The sequence below is a fragment of the Pseudomonas fluorescens genome (assembly GCF_000802965.1).
Taxonomy (GTDB): domain Bacteria; phylum Pseudomonadota; class Gammaproteobacteria; order Pseudomonadales; family Pseudomonadaceae; genus Aquipseudomonas; species Aquipseudomonas fluorescens_A.
Map to the genome: position 1 here is coordinate 67,024 of NZ_JSAK01000017.1, position 15,638 is coordinate 82,661.

Consider the following 15,638-nt stretch of genomic DNA (forward strand, 5'->3'; position numbering starts at 1 on the left):
CCTAAATCTCCAATTGATCGAGTTGCGCCAGCCACGCGGGCTCATCGTCCAGTTGCCGCAAGTCTAGCCACAAGGCGTCGTCATCGATGCGCCCGAGCACCGCAATCGGCAAGGCACGCAATGCTTCTTCGAGCCCGTGCAAACATCTTCCGCGCAAGCGTTTGGACGTTTGCGGCCGCAGGCATAACGCGGCACTGGGCAAACGCGCTACCGGTTGGCTGCCGCTGCCGATCATGCCCAGCGCCGGCTCCGCGCTGACGCCCCAGGCGTCGCCCAGCACTCGCGCCAGTGACGGTTGCAAGCGCTCAGCCTGGGCCAGGATATCCGCTTGAGGCCGGGTCAGCAGACGCAAACTGGGCAGACGTTCTGCCAGGCGATCGGGGTTGCGGTAAAGACCAAGTACGGCTTCGAGGGCGGCCAACGTCAGTTTGTCGACTCGCAGTGCGCGTTTAAGCGGGTTCTTCTTGATCCGTGTGATCAAGTCTTTGCGACCGACAATCAGCCCGGCCTGCGGGCCACCGAGCAGTTTGTCGCCGCTGAAGGTGACGATGTCGGCGCCATCGAGCAGTGCCTGGCGCACCGTCGGTTCGGCCGGCAACCCCCAGCGAGTGAGGTCCAACAGACTGCCGCTGCCGAGGTCTTCCAGCAGCGGCAAGCCATGCTGGTGCGCCAGTTGCGCCAGCTCTGCGGTAGGCACGCTGGTGGTGAAGCCCTGAATGTTGTAGTTGCTCGCATGCACGCGCATGAGCAAACCACTGCGCGGCCCGATGGCGGCTTCGTAGTCGCGGGCGTGGGTGCGGTTGGTGGTGCCGACTTCGTGCAGCTTTACCCCGGCGCGGGCCATGATGTCGGGAATGCGAAACGCACCGCCGATTTCGATCAGCTCGCCCCGGGAAATGATGCCTTCCTTGCGCGCGCCGAGGCTGTTGAGGGTTAGTAATACGGCGGCGGCATTGTTGTTGACCACGGTCACCGCTTCAGCGCCGGTCAGTTCGCGGATCAGCCCCTCGATCAGATCGTCGCGGTCGCCACGCTTGCCGCTGTGCAGGTCGAATTCCAGATTCAGCGGATAGCGCGCGGCCATTTGCACCGCTTCAATCGCTTCCTCAGGCAACAGCGCCCGCCCAAGGTTGGTGTGCAGCACGGTACCGGTGAGGTTGAACACCCGGCGTACGTGACTGCGATGTTGGGTGGAGAGGCGTTCCCCCGCCCTGCCCGCCAACACTTCCGGGGCGAGTTCAACGGCGTTGAGTTGCCCGGCCAGAACCGGTTCGCGCAAGTCATCGAGCAACTGCCGCAGGCTGGCAAGCAAGGCGTCGCGCCCGTAGCGTTCGGCCAGCGGTTGGCAGGACGGGTGGCGCAGCAAACTATCGATGGAGGGCAGACGCAAGGTTTCACTGGTGGATCGGGCGGACATCAGGCGCTCCCGCAAAGGTTGACCGCCTGAGTGTAGACGTTCGCGTCAGTCGCCCCCGGGTGCCAGCAATAGATTGGGCGCCGGGCGCTGAAAGCCTTCCTGCTCCAGCCGCATGTCGAGCATCAGGCTGCTCAGGTCGGCGGACAACGCTTCGCCCTCGGCGTCGCACTCCAGGTAAATCTGCTTCAGATAACTCATGCAGCCCGGACAGGTTTCCGCGCGCAATGGTGCCTTGTCGGCCGCATGACGGTCGCTGTCGAAGCTGACGTATTGCAGGCCTTTGCTCTGCTCGCAATACACGCACTTGACCCGCACCACATGCCATTCGCAGGCACACAGGGAACAGACCAGATAGCGCAAGCCGTTGTACTTGCCGCGATGGCGAATGACGCCGGCCATGGCGGGTGATCCGCAAGCCGGGCATTGATGGAGGCTGTTGCCGGGTTTCAAGGCCAGGTTCGGTGTACTCAATAACCAATGGCTCCAGGCTGTCTGTAACGCAGCGCCGAGAAACGGCACCAGCGCCGGCGGCAGCAAGGCGTATTGACCGCTGACCAGCGCCAGTGCCCAGGTTTTGGCCTGCCCGTCGCTGGCACTGCGCAACGTCGCGACAGCCTTCTCTACGGCAGGTTGTGGAGGTAACCGAAAGTTTGGCAACAGCGCATGCAGAAATGCCAACCAGCCGTCCTCACGCACCAGGCTGTCGGCGGCAAAGGGTGGCAAACCGTGATCGAGGCACAATTGGATGCGTTGCGGGTCCGGTGCAGCGGCGGGCGGCGGATCGTCGAGCAAACGCTGTTGCGCGTGGCACAACCCGGCGACCAGCTGCAGGTAATCGGCCAAGGGATGCCCTTCGGCCAAGCGTTCCAAACGCAGCGCCCGCAGGGTGAACAGGTTGTGCGGTGCAAGGTGCAGAAACGGCGGTGAAGTCGCCGCCGCTTCGATCTGTCCTGGCTCCAGAATGGTGGCCAAATCGTTATCCTTTTTTGCTCAACGGAGGGTCGCGACGCGGACGCTCGTCGCGCGTCACCTCGCGGTACCACAGTTCATGGTGTTTCTTCGCCCAGGCGCGGCTGACCCAGCCATGCATCATTGCGCTGACTGAACCCTTGATCCAGATACCAGCATAGATGTGCACGATGATGCTCAGGATCAGCACAAAACCGGCCAGCGCATGCAGCAACATCGCCCAGCGGATCGTGGTGATGCCGAAGTAGTCGCTGAAATACGCACGCCAAATCACCAGGCCGGTCAACAGCAGCCCCAGCATGCACAGCAGTAAAGTCCAGAACAGCAACTTCTGCCCCGGGTTGTACTTGCCAATCGGTGGCACGCCCTCCTCCTGGTTTTTCATCACCCGGTCGATACGCCGCAGCCACAAGCGATCATTGGCGATGAAGTAGTTGGCGCGCCAGAAACGGAACACCAGCCCGAGGAAAAACACGAACATCAGTACGCCCATGAACGGGTGCAGGATGCGCGTCCAAGGCCCGCCGCCGAACAGGTTGCTCAGCCAGAACAGCGCCGGATGAAACAGCGCCAATCCGGACAGCCCCGCCATGAAAAACAGGATCGCCACCAGCCAGTGATTGGTGCGCTGGTTGGCGGTGTAGCGAAGGATCTGTTTACGGATCATGGCCTGTCCTCCCGCTTCGGATCATAGGTGTGCACCGACGGATCGACTTCATGCACCGATGGATCGTTGAGCGGTGGCAGTTCATCCTCCTCGACGATCTGCGGCCCGACGCGCACGTAGTGGAAGAATCCGGCCAGCACCGCCAGGCCCATGGCCAACAAGCCCAAGGGTTTGCTCACGCCTTTCCACAGTTCAACCAGCGGGCTGATGGTCGGGTCGATCGGCAATCCGGCGTAAAGCTTCGGCGTATCGGCATGGTGCAGCACGTACATCACGTGGGTGCCGCCGACGCCAGCGGGGTCATACAAGCCGGCATTGTCGAAGCCTCGGCTCTTGAGGTCGACGATGCGTTCGGCGGCGTGTTCCTTCATGTCTTCCTTGGAGCCAAACACGATCGCCCCGGTCGGACAGGTTTTCACGCAGGCCGGTTCCAGCCCCACCGCCACCCGGTCTGAACACAGCGTGCACTTGTAGGCCTTGTGGTCCTTCTGCGAAATGCGCGGAATGTTGAACGGGCAACCGGTGATGCAGTAACCGCAACCGATGCAATGGTCCTGGTTGAAATCGACGATGCCGTTGGCGTGCTTGATGATCGCGCCGGGGCTGGGGCACGCCGCCAGGCAACCGGGTTCGGCGCAGTGCATGCAGCCGTCCTTGCGGATCAGCCATTCAAGGTTGCCGGCATCGGTTTCATGCTCGGTGAAGCGCATCAGGGTCCAGGTTTCGGCCGTGAGGTCTTGCGGGTTGTCGTAGGTGCCGTGGTTGTGGCCGACCTCGTCGCGCAGCTCGTTCCATTCCGAGCAGGCGACCTGGCAGGCCTTGCAACCAATGCATTTGGTGGTATCGATCAGCTTGGCGACTTCCTCCTGGTTACGCACCGAGGACGGCACGGTGGTGGTGGCCGAGCGGGCAATGATGTCTTGGCTGGCCATTTAGATTTTCTCCACGTTAACCAGGAATGACTTGGATTCCGGGGTCTGTGTGTTGCCATCGCCGAGGAACGGCACCAGGGTGTTGGTCAGGTAACCGTGACGCGTGAGACCGGTGAAGCCCCAGTGCAACGGGATGCCGATCTGGTGCACCACCTGATTGTTGACCTGCAACGGCCGAATCCGCTTGGTCACCACCGCCACTGCTTCGATATGCCCGCGCTTGCAACTGACGCGTACCCGGTCACCGGCGACGATGCCTTTTTCCCTGGCCAGCACTTCGCCGATCTCGACGAATTGCTCGGGTTGGGTAATCGCGTTGAGCTTGCAGTGCTTGCTCCAGAAGTGGAAATGCTCGGTCAGCCGGTAGCTGGTGGCGGCATACGGGTAGTCCTTGGCCACGCCGAGGGTATCCCACACCGAATCAAAGATCCGTGCCGCCGGGTTACTGGTGGCTTTCTTGTTGTCCGGGTGCAGGGGGTTGATGCCGATGGGCGTCTCGAACGGCTCGTAGTGTTCGGGGAACGGGCCTTCGTTCATCTTGTCGACGGCGAAGAACCGCGCCACGCCTTCGGGGTTCATGATGAACGGATTCATCCCGGCTTCCGGCGGCACGTCGGCCTTATAGTCGGGCACATCGGTGCCGCCCCAGGCTTTGCCGTTCCACCACACCAGGCGTTTTTTCTCGTCCCACGGCTTGCCTTGCGGGTCGGCCGAGGCGCGGTTGTAGAGAATCCGCCGGTTCGCCGGCCACGCCCAGGCCCAGCCCTGATGCTGGTGCATGCCAAACGGATCGTTGTTGTCGCGGCGGGCCATCTGATTGCCGACTTCGGTCCAGCTACCGCAGAAAATCCAGCAACCGGAAGCCGTGCTGCCGTCGTCCTTGAGCTGACCGAACCCGGCCAATTGGGCATTGGCCTTGATCAGCGCGCCGGTGGCGTCGGTGAAGTCGGCGGTGGCGTTGCCGTTGATTTCCTTGGCCAGCTCTTCCGGTGAAGGTTCGTCGGCGATTTTGTACGGCCACGACAGTTTGAGGAGCGGTTCTGCATAGGCGCCGCCGTTGGCCTGATAGCGTTGGCGCAGGCGCAGGAACAGTTCGCTCATGATCCGCACGTCAGTGCGCGCTTCACCAGGGCCGTCGGCGCCTTTCCAGTGCCACTGCAGCCAGCGACTGCTGTTGACCAGCGAACCGTCCTCTTCGGCGAAACACGTAGTGGGCAGGCGAATCACTTCAGTCTGGATATCGGCGCTATTGACGTCGTTGTACGGACCGACCTTTTGCCAGAACTCCGAGGTCTCGGTGGCCAGGGGGTCCATCACCACCAGCCATTTGAGCTTGGCCAGCGCCGCCATCACACGGTTCTTGTCAGGCAACGCGGCGATCGGATTGAAGCCTTGGCACATGTAGCCGTTGACCTTGCCCTGGCCCATCAGGTCGAACACTTTGAGGATGTCGTAGTTGGGAATGTCGAGTTTTGGCAAATAGTCGTAGCACCAATTGTTCTCGACCGTGGCATTGGCCCCGTACCAGGCTTTCATCAGGCTGACGTGGAATTTGCTGTAGTTCTGCCAATAGGACAATTGCCCTGGCCGCAGCGGTTTCTGCGTGCGTTTGACGATGTAGGCGTTGTAATCCTGCTCGGCATCGCCCGGTAGCGTCAGATAGCCCGGCAGTGAGTTGGACAACAGGCCCAAGTCGGTCAACCCCTGGATATTGGAGTGCCCGCGCAAGGCGTTGACGCCGCCGCCGGGCATGCCGACGTTGCCCAGCAACAGTTGCACCATCGCCGCACTGCGGATGATTTGCGATCCAATCGAGTGCTGGGTCCAACCGAGGGCGTAGAGAATCGTCATGGTCTTGCCCGGAACCGAGCAGGTGGCGATTTCGTCCCAGATTTTCTGCATGGCATCGACCGGCATGCCGCAAATCTGGCTGGCCAGTTCGATGTTGTAGCGGCTGTAATGCTGCTTCATCAATTGATAGACGCAGCGCGGATCTTGCAGGCTCGGGTCGGTTTTGACGAAGCCGTCCTCACCCATTTCATAACCCCAACCGGACTTGTCGGTATACGCGCGTTTGGCCACGTCGTAGCCGCTGAAGATCCCGTCCTCGAAGCCATAGCCGGCTTTGACGATGAAGGACACGTCGGTGTAGTTGCGCACGTATTCGTGCTGGATCTTGTCCTGGGTCAGCAGGTAATTGATCAGCCCGCCCATGAAGGCGATGTCGGTGCCGGTGCGAATCGGCGCGTAGTAGTCGGCCACCGAAGCGGTCCGGGTAAAACGCGGGTCGACCACGATCAGGCGCGCCTTGTTGTGCGCCTTGGCTTCGGTCACCCATTTGAAGCCGCACGGGTGCGCTTCTGCTGCGTTGCCGCCCATCACCAGAACCAGATTCGCGTTGGCGATATCGGTCCAGTGGTTGGTCATGGCACCACGGCCGTACGTCGGGGCAAGACTTGCCACCGTCGGGCCGTGTCAGACACGCGCCTGGTTATCAAACCCCAGCATGCCGAGACTGCGAATGACCTTGTGGGTGATGTAACCCGCTTCGTTGGACGCCGCCGATGCCGCGAGGAAACCGGTGGTCAGCCAGCGATTCACCGTTTGGCCCTGTGCGTTTTTCTCGATGAAGTTGGCGTCGCGGTCGGCCTTCATCAGGTCGGCGATGCGATCCAGCGCTTCATCCCAGGAAACACGCGTCCATTCGGTACTGCCGGGCTTGCGTACCTGCGGGTACTGCAGGCGGCCGGGGCTGTGAATGAAGTCCAGCAGGCCCGCGCCTTTGGGGCAAAGGGTGCCGCGGTTGACCGGGTGGTCGGCGTCACCTTCGATGTGGATGATGCTTTGCGCAACGTTCTTCGCAGTATCGCCCTGGCTGTACATGATCAACCCACAGCCGACCGAGCAGTACGGGCAGGTGTTGCGGGTTTCATGGGTGTGGGCAAGCTTGAAGTGGCGCACCTGCTCGGCGAAGGCTGGCGTCGGGGCCATGCCCAACGCGCCCAGGCTAGAGCCTGCAAGGCCGATACCAGCGACCTTGAAGAACTGACGACGGTTGAGGTCCATCGTTCACTCCTGATCAGGTGGAAACCCGGTACTTTTGCCGGATTTTCTGGACAGTCACGGTGGCGGCAGACGGGCTGCCGACACTTCAACTCTAGTCAAGGCTGTCGAAACCGCGATGAAACCCGACCGTCGGGCATTCACGAGACCTGTAGGAGCTGCCGCAGGCTGCGATCTTTTGATCTTGCTTTTTTTAAGATCAAAAGATCCCAGCCTCGTTTCACTCGACAGCTCCTACAGGTCCTAAAGGTGTTTCGTAAACCCGGCTCGCTCCCGCAGGGTCTGGGGATTATCATGGCCGGCATGATTAACCCGACTTCAAGAGACCGCGCATGACTTTCGATTTTGATCAGGTGTTCGATCGCCACAACACCGGCAGCACCAAATGGAGCCGCTACCCGGCCGATGTGTTGCCGATGTGGGTCGCCGACATGGATTTCGCCGCGCCACCGATGATCATCCAGGCGCTGCAAAAACGCCTGGAACACCCTATGGTCGGCTACAGCGTGGCCCCGGACGATCTGCGCGAGGCCATCGTCGCCGACCTGTGGAACAAGTACGCCTGGCGTGTCGAACCGCAAGAGTTGATCTTCCTGCCGGGGGTCGAGTCAGGTTTCAACATGGCCCTCAAAGCGCTGGTGCAGCCGCAACAGAATGTCGTGGTCCAGGTGCCGAACTACCCGCCGTTGCGCCATGCGGCGGGTCACTGGGGGCTGAACAAGGTTGAACTGAGTTTTGACGCTCAAGCGGACGGCACTTACGCCACTCCACTGGCGACCTTGAGCCAGTCGCTGCAAGGTGGCGGTGCCCTGCTATTGAGCAACCCGCACAACCCGTTGGGCAAAACGTTCCCGCGCGAAGAGCTGCAAGCCATCGCCGACATCTGCGTGGAGCACGACGCCTGGATCATCTCCGACGAAATCCACGCCGAATTGTGCTTTGACGGTCGCCAGCACATTCCGATGGCAACTTTGAGTCCGCAAGTCGCCCAGCGCACCATCACACTGATGTCAGCCAGCAAGGCCTACAACATCGCCGGGCTGAAAACCTCGTTCATGATCATTCAAGACCGCCACCTGCGCGAGCGGGTCAACCACGCCCGTTGCGGCATGGTCGACAGTGTCAACCCGCTGGGCCTGGAAGCCACCCGCGTTGCCTACAGCGAAGCGGCGCCGTGGCTGAACGAGCTCAAGGTCTACCTGCAAGGCAACCGTGATTACCTGGTCGATGCCGTGCGCAACCGCTTGCCGGGTATCACCATGAACGTGCCGCAAAGCACCTACCTGGCGTGGCTCGATTGCTCGGCGTTGGGGCTGGACAACCCGCAGCAGTTCTTCCTGGAACAAGCCAAAGTCGGTTTGAGCGCGGGCCTGGATTTCGGCGATGAGTGCCGCCAATTCGTACGCCTGAACTTCGGCTGCCCGCGTTCGTTGCTGGAAGAAGGGATTGCGCGGATGGAGCGCAGTTTGCGTCACCTCAAAGCCTGACACCGCTCCCCCTGTAGGAGCTGGCTTGCCAGCGATGGCGATCATTGGGTCGAAATTGATTTTGCCTGAGCGGGCGCTATCGCTGGCAAGCCAGCTCCTACAGGGATTGTGTGAACTCCAGCCAAACCCCCACAGTCAACCCCGAACACGCCCCCTGTTCGGAGACTGATGATGAACTACCCCAAGCCCCCCTTCCCAAAACAACACCAACCCGTCCCCGGCTCCCAGCGCAAAATGGACCCTTACCCGGACTGCGGCGAGCAAAGCTATAAAGGCTCGGGCCGTCTGGAGGGCAAGATCGCCCTGATCACCGGTGGTGACAGCGGCATCGGCCGCGCCGTGGCGATCGCCTTTGCCCGTGAAGGAGCGGACGTGGCCATTGCTTATCTTGATGAGCAGGAAGATGCGCAGGAAACTGCGCGCTGGGTCGAACAGGCCGGTCGTCAATGCCTGTTGCTGCCCGGCGACCTGGCGCACAAGGTGCATTGCCAGGCACTGGTGGAAAAAACCGTCGAACGCTTTGGCCGCATCGATGTGCTGGTGAATAACGCCGCGTTCCAGATGACCCACGAAACCCTCGAAGACATTCCGGACGAAGAATGGGTGATGACCTTCGACGTCAACATCACCGCCATCTTCAGGATTTGTCAGGCCGCGTTGAAACACATGAGACCCGGCAGTTCGATCATCAACACCAGCTCAGTCAACTCGGACATGCCCAACCCCACCCTGCTCGCTTACGCCACGACCAAAGGCGCTATCGCCAACTTCAGCGCCGGTCTGGCGCAAATGCTCGGGCCGAAAAATATCCGGGTCAACAGCGTGGCCCCCGGGCCGATCTGGACACCGCTGATCGTATCGACGATGCCTGAAGAAACCGTGCAGAACTTCGGCGCCAACACCCCGCTTGGTCGCCCGGGCCAGCCCGTGGAAGTGGCGCCGATTTATGTGCTGCTGGCTTCGGACGAAGGCAGCTATATCACCGGCCAGCGCTTTGGTGTGACCGGTGGTAAACCGATTCTTTGAGGTGACGCCGATAAATTGAACCCGTGGACATTTCCGCCGCTCAACACTTTATCGGGCCTCAACGGTTTAATGCTGTTCACTGATCTTGAGACAAGCGCTCCCCAGTGGCGAGGGAGCTTGCTCCCGCTGTGCCGCGAAGCGCCCCCTCTTCCCCCAAAAGAAGGGGCCTGCTACGCAGTCCAGCGGGGGCAAGCTCCCTCGCCACAGATACAGGGTTGCCTTCAATTGAACAGCACTCTTCCACGACAGGCCTTTGTATATCTGGAGGTCGCCATGTCCGCACCTATCGTCAAGCTGTTTACCCAACCGAACTTCGCGTGGACGGATATCCGCAAGGAAGAGGAAGCGCATCCGCGCCACTATCTTGCTCATTTGCTACTGCTCGCCTTGATCCCGCCGGTGTGCCTGTTTTTCGGGACCACCTACGTAGGCTGGAGTCTGGCGGAAAACGAAACGGTCAAGCTCAGTGCCGCCAGTGCGCTGCAACTCTGCGTGTTGCTGTACGTCAGTATCCTGGCTGGCGTCGCGTTGATGGGGCTGTTCATTCGGTGGATGTCGCGCACCTTTGATTCCCGCCCGACCGTCAATCAATGCATCGGTTTTGCCGCCTATACCGTCACCCCGTTTTTCCTCGCCGGCATCGCTGGCCTGTATCCGAGTCGTTGGCTGGCCATCCTGGTGTTAGGCGCAGCGTCGGCGTATTCGACCTTCCTGCTGTTCGTCGGTTTGCCGACGTTCATGCACGAGCGCAAGGAACAAGGCCTGCTCAACGCCACTTGCGTCTGGGGCGTCGGGCTGCTGGTGTTGGTTACGATTCTGGTGGAAATGATCCTGGTGTGGTTCAACGTGTTGACGCCCGAGTATCTGCGCGCCACGGTCGGTTGATGCCCGCCGCGATGAGCTTCATCGCCTGGGTCGCCGTGCTGGGCGCCGTGCTGCTGACGCTGGCCCTCACCTCGTCATACCTGCGCTGGATGCCGGTGACCACCTCGGCCGTGTGCCTGGTCCTGGGTGTGGCCATCGGGCCGGCGGGGCTCGGCTGGCTCAGGCTGGATATAAAGGACGCGTCGTTCTGGATGGAGCACCTGACGGAAGTTGCGGTGCTCTTTTCTTTGTTCGTCTGCGGCCTCAAGTTGCGCCTACCGCTCAAGGATCGCAAATGGCGCGTGGCGTATGGGCTGGCGGGGCCGGTCATGCTCCTGAGCATCACCGGCGTCTGCCTGTTGCTGCATTTTGCATTTGACCTTGCGTGGGGGCCGTCGCTGCTGATCGGCGCGATATTGGCGCCCACCGACCCGGTATTGGCCTCGCTCGTCCAGGTCAACGATGCCAAGGACGACGACCCGGTGCGCTTCGGGCTCTCTGGCGAAGCCGGTCTGAACGATGGGATCGCTTTTCCGTTTGTGATCCTCGGTCTACTGTTCTTGCAACAGGGCGATTCCTCTTCAACAACCTGGCTTGATGACTGGGCACTCAAACGCCTGCTGTGGGCCGTGCCCGCGGGTTTATTGATCGGCTATTGCATGGGCCGTGGCATTGGGCGTTTGACCTTGTCGATGCGCATCCGGAACGCCGACAGCACGCTCTCCCCCAATGATTACCTGACCTTCGCGCTTATCGCTCTGGCCTATGTCGCCGCCGAATCCGTTCACGGCTATGGGTTTCTGTCGGTATTCGCCGCAGGCCTTGGTTTGCGTGGCGCCGAGGTCAAGTCCACGGGTGATTCACAGCCACCGGCCGAGCATTTGGTTCAGGCGGTGGTCGGCCACCAGAACGTCGAGCCCGATGCTGCCGTGCATGGCGATGTGGAGCATCTGCAAGACACACAAGTCGCGGCCGGGATCATGATCGGCGACATGCTGTCCTTTGGCAGCCTGGTGGAACGGGCAATGGAAGTCTTTTTGGTGACGTTGCTCGGCGTCGTGCTGATGGCCCACTGGGACTGGCGCGCCCTGGCCATCGGTGGCGTGTTGTTTTGCCTGATTCGCCCCTTAAGCGTCGCGTTCATACCGTGGGGCAACTTGTTGGACGGTCGACAGCGGTTATTGATCGGCTGGTTCGGCATTCGCGGGATTGGCAGCTTCTATTACCTGTTCTATGTCCTGAACCATGGATTGAATCCGTCAGTCGCAACGCTTTGTACCGACCTGACGTTGTCCGTGGTCGCGCTGAGCATTTTGATCCACGGCATCAGCACGCAACCGGTCCTCGCGCGCTATGAGCAAACCAAGAAGCCCATCGTTGAACCGCGAACTGCATGAGGCGATTTCCCAACTCATGCAGCCTGCATGACCTCTATTCGCCAGCACGCAATTTATCTCATTGATTTGGCGAGGTTTATCCAGCCGTCGAAAGCGGCACGACAAATGCTCCAGTCCCATGAGCGACTTTCGGCATCGAGACCGTTCGCGCCCTACCCATCCGTGATGACTTGAGAGACCTCACCATGAACGCTATAGACTTGTTAAAAGCCGACCATGAACGCGTAAAAGGCATCTTGAGCCAATTGAGCGAGTCCACCGAGCGTGGCGTTAAAAAACGCACGGAACTGCTCGCCAAGCTGGAAATGGAAATCTCCATCCACACCCGACTGGAAGAAGAAGTCTTGTATCCGGCGTACAAAAAAGCCGGCGGCAAAGAGCAGGACGTCATGTACTACGAAGCCAAGGAAGAACACCGCACCGTTGATTCTCTGGTACTGCCGGATTTGAAAGTCACTGACCCGTCGACACCGGAGTTCGCCGGTCGCGTCAAAGTGGTCAAGGAGTTGCTGGAACACCACATTGAAGAGGAAGAAACGGAGATGTTTCCTCAGGCTAAAAAGCTGCTCGGCAAAGCAGAACTGGAAGAGTTGGGGGCGCAGATGGAAGCGCTGAAGGCTCAACTGAAGAAAGAGATGGGTGCGCCTAATATGGCGGCTTGATCACGTATACGCACGAAACCTTGTGGCGAGGGAGCTTGCTCCCGCTGGACTGCGCAGCAGGCCCCTTCTTCTGGGTGAAAAGGGGGTCGCTTCGCAACCCAGCGGGAGCAAGCTCCCTCGCCACAGATAGAGGTGACTACTTCATCGCAGATGCAATGATTTCGACCAGATTGAGCTGGGTAAAAGGTTTCGACAACCTGGGCAGCCTCGCCGCAAAACCTTCCAGCCGTTCGGCATATCCCGTGGCAAGAACGATCGGCATATCTGACTTCAATGTTCGGATAGCATCAGCCAGTTGCGCCCCGCTCATTTGCGGCATCGCCATGTCGGTGATCACCAGGTCGATTGTTTGATCACGCTCGAATAACTCCAGCGCCTGAGCGCCAGACGTCGCGGCGATCACCCGATGACCAAGATCCTCAAGCAACAGACAAGTACTGGTCAGCACCAGGCTGTCGTCATCCACCACCAGCACACACAGCCGAGGCACTTCCGGCGTGGCCGGCTCATCGATAGCTGACGCCTGTTGTGCAGCGCTGGCAGCAACGGGCAACCATAGCTCTGCGGTAGTACCTTGGTCTTTCTTGCTCTTGAGGACGAACCGGCCGCCCAGTTGTTCAATAAAACCGTGGACCATCGACAATCCCAGCCCGGTGCCTTTACCCAGCCCTTTTGTGGTGAAAAACGGGTCCATCGCCGAGGCCAGCGTCGCCTCATCCATACCTTCCCCGGTATCGGTGACGGTCAGGCATACATATCGACCGGCCGCCATATGCGGCTTGACTTCATCACGGACTTCTTCGGTGCGGGTACTGATGACGATTTTTCCGCCATGAGGCATCGCATCACGGGCGTTGGTCGCCAGGTTCAACACAGCGAGTTCAAGCTGATTGACGTCGGCCATCACCGGTTCAAGTTGCGGTGGAAAACGGGTTTCCAGAACGACTGAAGGACCCAGCGAACTGCGCAACAACCCGGAGATTCCTTGCACCAGAGCCGGTATCTCAACGGGTTCGGATTTGAGTTCCTGGCGCCTGGCAAAGGCCAGCATGCGCTGGGTCAGCGACACACCCCGCAGTGCTCCCTGAGTGGCGTTGTCGATCAGTCGGGTAATTTTCGGGTCGTCCGCAATTCGTTTGCGGACAATTTCGAGATTGCCAAGGATGACGGTCAGCAGGTTATTGAAGTCGTGGGCAATCCCCCCGCTGAGCTGGCCGATAGCCTGCATTTTCTGCGCCTGGAACAGCGCTTCACGGGTTTTCTCAAGGGCTTGCTGCGCTTGTGTCACCTCGGTGATATCGCGGGTGATCTTGGCAAACCCGAGCAAAGTGCCGGTCTCGCCCCAGATCGGATCAACCACAACATGGGCGAAGAATCGGGTGCCGTCCTTGCGCACACGCCAGCCTTTGTTTTCAAACCTGCCCTCACGAACTGCGATATCCAGGGTTCGTTTCGGTTCACCCGCCGCGCGATCTTCGGGGGTGTAAAACATCGAAAAATGCTGGCCGATGACTTCTTCGGGTGCGTATCCCTTGATGCGCTGAGCGCCCAGGTTCCAGTTGGTCAGGCGTCCATCCGGAGCAAGCATGTAGATGGCGTAGTCGGTGACGCTTTGCACCAGCAGGCGGAATTGTTGCTCGCTTTGCTTGAGCACTTCCTCGGCCATTTTTCGGTCGGTCAGATCCCGTGTGATCTTGGCAAACCCCAGCAAGGTGCCCGACGGGTCATAAATCGGATCGATCACCACGTGGGACCAGAAATGCGTGCCGTCCTTGCGCACGCGCCAGCCTTCCCCTTCAAAACGTCCTTCGCGAATTGCCGTGTCCAGCGCCATTTGGGGCTTGCCGATACGGCGATCTTCATGGGTGTAGAAGCGTGAAAAGTGCTGACCAAGAATCTCGGCCTCTTCATAGCCTTTGAAACGCCGCGCGCCAGCGTTCCAACTGATGATGACGCCGTCGGGATCAATCATGTAAATCGCGTAGTCAATCACCGCATCGATCAACAAGCGAAAACGCTTGTCCTCGAAGGCGGCGGTTTTGGTTTGATCTTCGCTCATTGATCCCTCTGCACTGTTGTATCCGAGCAGTATGCGACAAACCACCAAATTGGAAAGCCGTAATAACAGCGGGTCCGAGGTTATCGGTAAACGTACTTCACGATATAGGCGTACAGGTCGTTATAGACGAAATCAGGCACCTGTTTGGCGAATGTTCCAGCCTTCAGCAGCGACAGGTGACATTCCTTCACCATCTCGTCGCGCTCCTGATGGGTGTAGACATGGTTGTTGATGATGGTGGCGTAGGCGCTGTAGCTATATTTGGTGGATGTCGAGGTAATAGTCAGATCACCTTTGGAGTCTTGGCTGTACGTGCTATGCGCCCGCAACGTACGCTCTTTCAGTGCACCGAGTCCGCGTTCATACAAGTAAATCTGTGACCCGCTTTCGGTTTTGGCAAGGTTTTCGAACGCGAGAATGATGGCCTGGGCATTACTCATGCTCGTTACCAGGGCCGAATAGCTGACAAACCGTTCCAGCTCCTTGTTTTCCAGGCTCTTGAGCGCCCGTTTGATACTCGATACGTGAGCGAAGGGCTGGTTGCAGGCCACGATATGCGCTTCTATTTGATAACCGGGTGCGAAAGTTGCGATGCCGGCAAAATCGATGCTGTCGAAGGCGCATTCCATGATGATGTTGTATTGGCGTTTGAGCACCTCAGTGAAGATTTTCGTGCCAAGTTCACGGACAAAGGCCTCGGTATGCTCGTAGGCGTGAAGCACGCCAAGCTTGATCATCTCAGCGTACTGCGGGTGTTTTTCCCGGTACTCGGGCAAGTACAACCGAACATAATTGGCGTAACGCCCAGACGGTATCAGGCTCTTTTCCAGTAGATAGGTTTTACCGGAACCCTGCAGGCCGGCGGTGACCAGCAGCTTGGGTGGGGTTGCGGCAGTTTTCTCGGCGAACAGTGTGGCAGTGATTTCATCGAACGCCTTGGTCACGTCCTCGGGGGTGTAGGTGTATTTCTCTGCATCTGACATACCTTGATTTCCTTATCAAAGAGTTAGGTAAAAGTGATAACCAGCTCATTGAATAAAGTGTGCTTTCGGCAATTGTTCAAATGGCTGTTTGCATCAAGGTATGTCGATGTTT

General features: G+C 59.4%; 12 protein-coding genes. 5 read left to right on the forward strand and 7 right to left on the reverse strand.

The genetic code is table 11. The features are described 5' to 3' along the window. Position 1: 1 nt before the first annotated feature. Genes selA through fdnG form a run of 5 tightly spaced genes read right to left on the reverse strand, consistent with a single transcriptional unit; the run spans position 2 to position 7,051 of the window. Complete coding sequence (selA, locus tag NL64_RS14750; protein ID WP_034148801.1) at positions 2-1,417, reverse strand: L-seryl-tRNA(Sec) selenium transferase; 1,416 nt, start codon at positions 1,415-1,417, stop codon at positions 2-4. Between the two features lie 45 nt (positions 1,418-1,462). Then, positions 1,463-2,389, reverse strand: a complete 927-nt coding sequence (gene fdhE, locus NL64_RS14755) for a formate dehydrogenase accessory protein FdhE (protein ID WP_034148802.1) — start codon at positions 2,387-2,389, stop codon at positions 1,463-1,465. Positions 2,390-2,393: 4 nt separating this feature from the next. After that, complete coding sequence (locus NL64_RS14760) at positions 2,394-3,053, reverse strand: formate dehydrogenase subunit gamma (RefSeq protein WP_034148803.1); 660 nt, start codon at positions 3,051-3,053, stop codon at positions 2,394-2,396. Further along, positions 3,050-3,985, reverse strand: coding sequence for a formate dehydrogenase subunit beta (gene fdxH / locus NL64_RS14765; RefSeq protein WP_034148804.1), 936 nt, complete (start codon positions 3,983-3,985; stop codon positions 3,050-3,052). Before fdxH ends, NL64_RS14760 begins: the two co-directional genes overlap by 4 nt. After that, complete coding sequence (fdnG, locus tag NL64_RS14770; protein ID WP_155292760.1) at positions 3,986-7,051, reverse strand: formate dehydrogenase-N subunit alpha; 3,066 nt, start codon at positions 7,049-7,051, stop codon at positions 3,986-3,988. A 329-nt stretch (positions 7,052-7,380) separates the two neighbouring features. Here fdnG and NL64_RS14780 point away from each other — a divergent pair, with 329 nt between their 5' ends. From NL64_RS14780 to NL64_RS14800, 5 genes are all read left to right on the forward strand, one after another. Then, positions 7,381-8,535: a MalY/PatB family protein gene (locus tag NL64_RS14780; protein WP_034148807.1), complete on the forward strand. Its 1,155-nt coding sequence runs from the start codon at positions 7,381-7,383 to the stop codon at positions 8,533-8,535. Positions 8,536-8,703: 168 nt separating this feature from the next. Next, entirely contained in the window at positions 8,704-9,561 is an 858-nt protein-coding gene (locus tag NL64_RS14785) for an SDR family oxidoreductase (RefSeq protein ID WP_034148808.1), read from the forward strand. Positions 9,562-9,834: 273 nt separating this feature from the next. Continuing rightward, positions 9,835-10,446, forward strand: a complete 612-nt coding sequence (locus NL64_RS14790; RefSeq protein ID WP_034148809.1) for a Yip1 family protein — start codon at positions 9,835-9,837, stop codon at positions 10,444-10,446. 11 nt (positions 10,447-10,457) lie between these two features. Next, a complete protein-coding gene (locus NL64_RS14795; RefSeq protein WP_034148940.1) occupies positions 10,458-11,822 on the forward strand; it encodes a cation:proton antiporter in 1,365 nt (454 codons plus the stop codon). Between the two features lie 185 nt (positions 11,823-12,007). After that, positions 12,008-12,484, forward strand: a complete 477-nt coding sequence (locus NL64_RS14800; RefSeq protein WP_034148810.1) for a hemerythrin domain-containing protein — start codon at positions 12,008-12,010, stop codon at positions 12,482-12,484. Positions 12,485-12,620: 136 nt separating this feature from the next. Here NL64_RS14800 and NL64_RS14805 read toward each other — a convergent pair whose 3' ends face one another. Together NL64_RS14805 and NL64_RS14810 are read right to left on the reverse strand one after the other, a co-directional pair. Continuing rightward, positions 12,621-14,543 carry a hybrid sensor histidine kinase/response regulator gene (locus NL64_RS14805; RefSeq protein WP_034148811.1) on the reverse strand — a complete coding sequence of 641 codons (1,923 nt, stop codon included), beginning with the start codon at positions 14,541-14,543 and terminating at the stop codon, positions 12,621-12,623. Between the two features lie 80 nt (positions 14,544-14,623). Further along, complete coding sequence (locus NL64_RS14810) at positions 14,624-15,526, reverse strand: zeta toxin family protein (RefSeq protein ID WP_034148812.1); 903 nt, start codon at positions 15,524-15,526, stop codon at positions 14,624-14,626. Between the last annotated feature and the right edge of the window lie 112 nt (positions 15,527-15,638).